Origin of the sequence: Pseudomonas sp. YQ_5 (assembly GCF_043103305.1) — a bacterium.
GTDB classification, from domain to species: Bacteria; Pseudomonadota; Gammaproteobacteria; order Pseudomonadales; family Pseudomonadaceae; genus Aquipseudomonas; species Aquipseudomonas putida_Y.
Genome location: NZ_JBICJS010000039.1, coordinates 1 through 4,636, shown reverse-complemented (window position 1 = coordinate 4,636; position 4,636 = coordinate 1). Strand labels below are relative to the sequence as shown.

Sequence of the window (4,636 nt, the reverse complement as noted above, 5' to 3'; positions counted from 1 at the left end):
GAAACAAACGTAGGAGCGAGCGCAGCTCGCGATGCGCCGCGCGGGCGGCGCTCGATCTCAAAGGCACCACAAACCCCAAGACATGCACTCACCCAGCCCAGTATCATGCCCACCATGATCAGAGACCCCTTTGAACGACTCGGCCTGGACCGCGAGGTCCTTACCGTCAGCCAACTCAACGGCCGCGCCCGCGTGCTGCTGGAAGACGTTTTCCGCAGCGTGTGGGTGGAAGGCGAAATCTCCAACCTCGCCCGCCCGGCGTCCGGCCACATGTACTTCACCCTCAAGGACAGCGGCGCCCAGGTGCGTTGCGCGTTGTTCCGGCAGAACGCCACGCGGGTACGCCAGGCACTGCGAGACGGCCTGGCGGTGCGGGTGCGCGGCAAGGTTTCGCTGTTCGAGGGACGTGGCGACTACCAACTGATTCTCGACACCGTCGAGCCCGCCGGTGATGGCGCGTTGCGCCTGGCTTTCGAGGCCCTGAAGGAAAAGCTCGGTGCCGAGGGGCTGTTCAGCACCGAACGAAAGAAGCCGCTGCCGGCTCACCCGCAGCGCATCGGCATCATCACCTCGCCCACTGGCGCGGTGATCCGCGACATCATCAGTGTGTTCGGCCGCCGTGCCCCGCAGGTGGAGCTGAACCTGATCCCTACGGCGGTACAGGGACGCGAAGCCATCGCGCAGATCGTACGCGCCATCCGCCTGGCCGACAGCCTCGGCTTCGATGCGCTGATCCTGGCGCGTGGTGGTGGTTCGCTGGAAGACCTGTGGTGTTTCAACGAGGAAGCCGTGGCGCGTGCCGTGGCCGCCTGCGTCACGCCAATTGTCAGCGCCGTGGGCCATGAAACCGACGTGTCGATCAGCGATTTCGTGGCTGACGTGCGCGCGCCCACACCTTCTGCTGCCGCCGAGCTGCTGGCCCCTGACAACAGCGGCCTTCGGCAACGCCTGGATGGCCTGCAACGGCGCCTGCTGCTGCGCATGCAGAACCGCCTGACCCACGACCGCCTGCGCCTGGAATCACTCACCCGGCGCCTGCGCCACCCAGGCGAGCGTTTGCGCCAGCAGGCTCAACGCCTGGACGACCTGGACATGCGCCTGCGTCGCGCGTTCATGCTCAACCTCAACCAGCGCCGCGAACGCCTGGCACGCCTGGACGCCCGCCTGGCCGCGCAGCATCCGGGGCGTAACCTGAAACTGCTGAACCAGCGCCTGGACAGCCTGGCCGAGCGCCTGCCACGGGCCATGCGTGAGGTGCTCAAGGACCGTCGCCAGCGGTTCCAGGCCCAGCTGCAGACACTGCAAGTGGTCAGTCCGCTGGCCACCCTGGCCCGCGGATACAGCATTTTGCTGGATGAACAAGGCCAGGCCATTCGCAGCGCCGAACAGACCCGCAACGGCCAACGCCTGACTGCCCGCCTGAACGAAGGCGAGCTGCTGGTGCGCGTCGAAGACAACCACCTGACCCCGGTCACCCTCTCACTACTGGACTGACACATGCCCCGCATGCTCGCGCCCCTGCTTGCCCTTTCCCTGCTGCTGCTGGCCGGCGGCGCCCAGGCCAGCTATATCACCCGCACGCTGAACAAACCGGTACCCGGCGGCGTGGCGGTCGTCGACCTGGGCCCCGCCGCCAGCGCACCCAGCGCCCGTTTCGAAGGCAAGCCGGTGCTGGTGGTGAAGGAGCAGGACAACTGGCTGGCCATCGTCGGCATCCCGCTCACCCAAAAGCCCGGTACCGCAGTGCTGAACCAGGGCGGGCGCACCCTGCCTTTCAGCGTAGGTAGCAAGAAGTACCCTGAGCAGCGCATCACCCTGAAGAACACCCGCCAGGTCAACCCTAACCCGGCCGACCTCAAGCGCATCGACCGCGAGCTGGCCGAGCAGATCGAGGCCTACCGCAGTTTCAGCCCGAACCTGCCAAGCAACCTGATTCTCGACAAGCCGGTCAACGGCCCGCTGTCGAGCAAGTTCGGCGTGCGCCGCTTCTTCAATGGCGAAGAACGCAACCCGCATGCCGGGCTGGACTTTGCGGTACCGGCGGGCACGCCGATCAAGACACCCGCCAATGGCAAAGTGATTCTGCTGGGGGATTATTTCTTCAACGGCCGCACGGTGTTCGTCGACCATGGGCAGGGCTTCATCAGCATGTTCTGCCACATGTCGAAGATCGATGTGCAGGTCGGGCAGCAACTGCGTCGTGGCGAGGTGGTCGGGCGCGTGGGCTCGACCGGGCGGGCGACCGGGCCGCATATGCACTGGAACGTCAGCCTGAACGATGCGCGGGTGGACCCGGCGATTTTCATTGGCGCGTTCCAGCCCTGAACGTTGCGCTGCTTGGGCCGACCCATTCGCGGGTAAACCCGCTCCTACAGGTACGCGGCCCCTTGTAGGAGCGGGTTTACCCGCGAATGGGCCAGCACTGCTGGCATTAATTCGATTGTGTTGCGCCATCGAAAAATACCGCGCAAAAGCAACGAAGCACTCAGCCAAATAAAGCCATAAAATCTCGCTTAATGGCTTTTTTTAAGCATTTATCTCAATTTTTCCCGAACGCTTGCCATCCCCCACCCCACTGGTTAAGTTTGAAGGCATGAAAACCTTCAGCACCCTCATCCTGCTCCGACAACATCGCAGCCTCTGCCTGGTCAGCGCCCGACTACCAGGCTGAATCGCGTCGCCTCGCCTCCTCATATCGTTATCGCTTCGGCAGGCCCGATCTCGGCCGCACACAAAAGGATTGCTTCCATGACCATGCTCAAAGACCCTTCGAAGAAGTACCGCGCTTTCCCGACCATCGACCTGCCTGACCGTACCTGGCCGTCGAAAACCATCACCCAGGCACCTATCTGGTGCAGCTCCGACCTGCGTGATGGCAACCAGTCGCTGATCGAGCCGATGGACTCGGAGAAGAAACTGCGCTTCTGGAAGACCTTGGTGCAGGTTGGCGTGAAGGAGATCGAAGCCTCGTTCCCGTCTGCCTCGCAAACCGATTTCGACTTCGTGCGCACCCTGATCGAGGACGGCCACATCCCGGATGACACCACCATCCAGGTGCTCACCCAGGCACGTGAGGACCTGATTGCCCGCACCTTCGAGTCGCTGCGTGGTGCGAAGAAGGCCATCGTCCACCTGTACAACGCCACCAGCCCGTCGTTCCGCCGCATCGTCTTCAATCAGGACAAGCAAGGCGTGAAGGACATCGCGGTGAACGCGGCCAAGCTGTTCGTCAAGTACGCCGCCCAGCAGCCGGAAACCCAGTGGACCTTCCAGTACTCGCCAGAAACCTTCAGCGCCACTGAAATGGAGTTCGCCAAGGAAGTCTGTGACGCGGTCATCGAGGTGTGGAACCCTACCCCTGAACACAAGATCATCCTCAACCTGCCGGCCACCGTGGAAGTGTCCACGCCAAATATCTACGCCGACCAGATCGAGTGGTTCTGCCGCAACATCAGCCGCCGCGACAGCGTGATCATCAGCCTGCACTGCCACAACGACCGTGGCACCGGCATCGCTGCCACCGAACTGGGCCTCATGGCCGGCGCCGACCGTGCCGAAGGCTGCCTGTTCGGCAACGGCGAGCGTACCGGTAACGTCGATCTGGTGACTTTGGCTCTGAACCTCTACACCCAGGGCATCGACCCGTTGCTGGACTTCTCCGACATCGACGGCGTGCGCAAGGTGGTCGAAGAGTGCAACCAGTTGCCGGTACACCCACGCCACCCGTATGTGGGCGACCTGGTCCATACCGCGTTCTCCGGCTCGCACCAGGACGCCATCCGCAAGGGCTTCGCCAAGCAGCAGGATGGGGAACTGTGGGAGGTGCCTTACCTGCCGATCGACCCGGCCGACATCGGCCGCAGCTACGAAGCGGTAATCCGCGTCAACAGCCAGTCGGGCAAAGGCGGTATCACCTACCTGCTTGAGCAGGAATACGGCATCAGCCTGCCGCGTCGCATGCAGATCGAATTCAGCCAGGTGGTGCAGGGTGAGACCGACCGCCTGGGCCTGGAAATGACCGCCCAGCAGATCTACAGCCTGCTGCACAAGGAATACCTCCAGGCCAACGCGCCATACGCACTGGTCAGCCATCGCCTGCAGGAAGAAAACGGCCACAGCGCCGTGGAAGTGGAAGTTGCCGGTGAAGGCGAAACCACCCTGCACTGGCGCGGCAAGGGCAACGGCGCCCTGGAAGCACTGGTGGCTGGCCTGCCGGTTGCCGTAGAGATCATGGACTACAACGAGCACGCCATTGGCGCTGGCACCAATGCCAAGGCCGCGGCCTATATTGAACTGCGTGTAGCCGGTGGCCGTCCGGTGCATGGCGTGGGTATCGATGAGAACATCACCACGGCCAGCTTCAAGGCCCTGTTCAGCGCGCTGAACCGCTCGCTGAGCCAGCAGGAAGCCAAGGCGGCCTGAAGCCTGGAATGAGGGATGAGAAAGCCCGCATCGTTTGATGCGGGCTTTTTTGTTGGCCTGGGCTGGCCCTTTCGCGGGTAAACCCGCTCCTACAACGGCCTGCGCCCAATCACCAATGTGTGTGTGTCCACCACCGATCAGGTGTAGGAGCGGGTTTACCCGCGAATACGGAGGCCACGGCAACGGTGAACGGCCAGGGATATTGGCCAGCAGG

General features: G+C 63.2%; 3 protein-coding genes. All 3 read left to right on the top strand.

From position 1 onward, the window contains the following. The first annotated feature begins 114 nt into the window (after window positions 1-114). The 3 genes from xseA to leuA all read left to right on the top strand — a co-directional run bounded on the left by xseA (window position 115) and on the right by leuA (window position 4,422). Window positions 115-1,494, top strand: coding sequence for an exodeoxyribonuclease VII large subunit (gene xseA / locus ACF8EA_RS06785; RefSeq protein ID WP_028698084.1), 1,380 nt, complete (start codon window positions 115-117; stop codon window positions 1,492-1,494). A gap of 3 nt (window positions 1,495-1,497) precedes the next feature. Beyond that, entirely contained in the window at window positions 1,498-2,325 is an 828-nt protein-coding gene (locus ACF8EA_RS06780) for a M23 family metallopeptidase (RefSeq protein ID WP_103463199.1), read from the top strand. Window positions 2,326-2,748: 423 nt separating this feature from the next. Continuing rightward, window positions 2,749-4,422 (top strand): 2-isopropylmalate synthase, encoded by a 1,674-nt coding sequence (gene leuA, locus ACF8EA_RS06775; protein WP_021781914.1) that lies wholly within the window; start codon window positions 2,749-2,751, stop codon window positions 4,420-4,422. The last annotated feature ends 214 nt before the right edge of the window (window positions 4,423-4,636 follow it).

Coding starts and splice junctions, on each gene's coding strand:
- xseA (WP_028698084.1), top strand. CDS start 115: ATGATCAGAGACCCCTTTGAACGACTCGGCCTGGACCGCGAGGTCCTT.
- ACF8EA_RS06780 (WP_103463199.1), top strand. CDS start 1,498: ATGCCCCGCATGCTCGCGCCCCTGCTTGCCCTTTCCCTGCTGCTGCTG.
- leuA (WP_021781914.1), top strand. CDS start 2,749: ATGACCATGCTCAAAGACCCTTCGAAGAAGTACCGCGCTTTCCCGACC.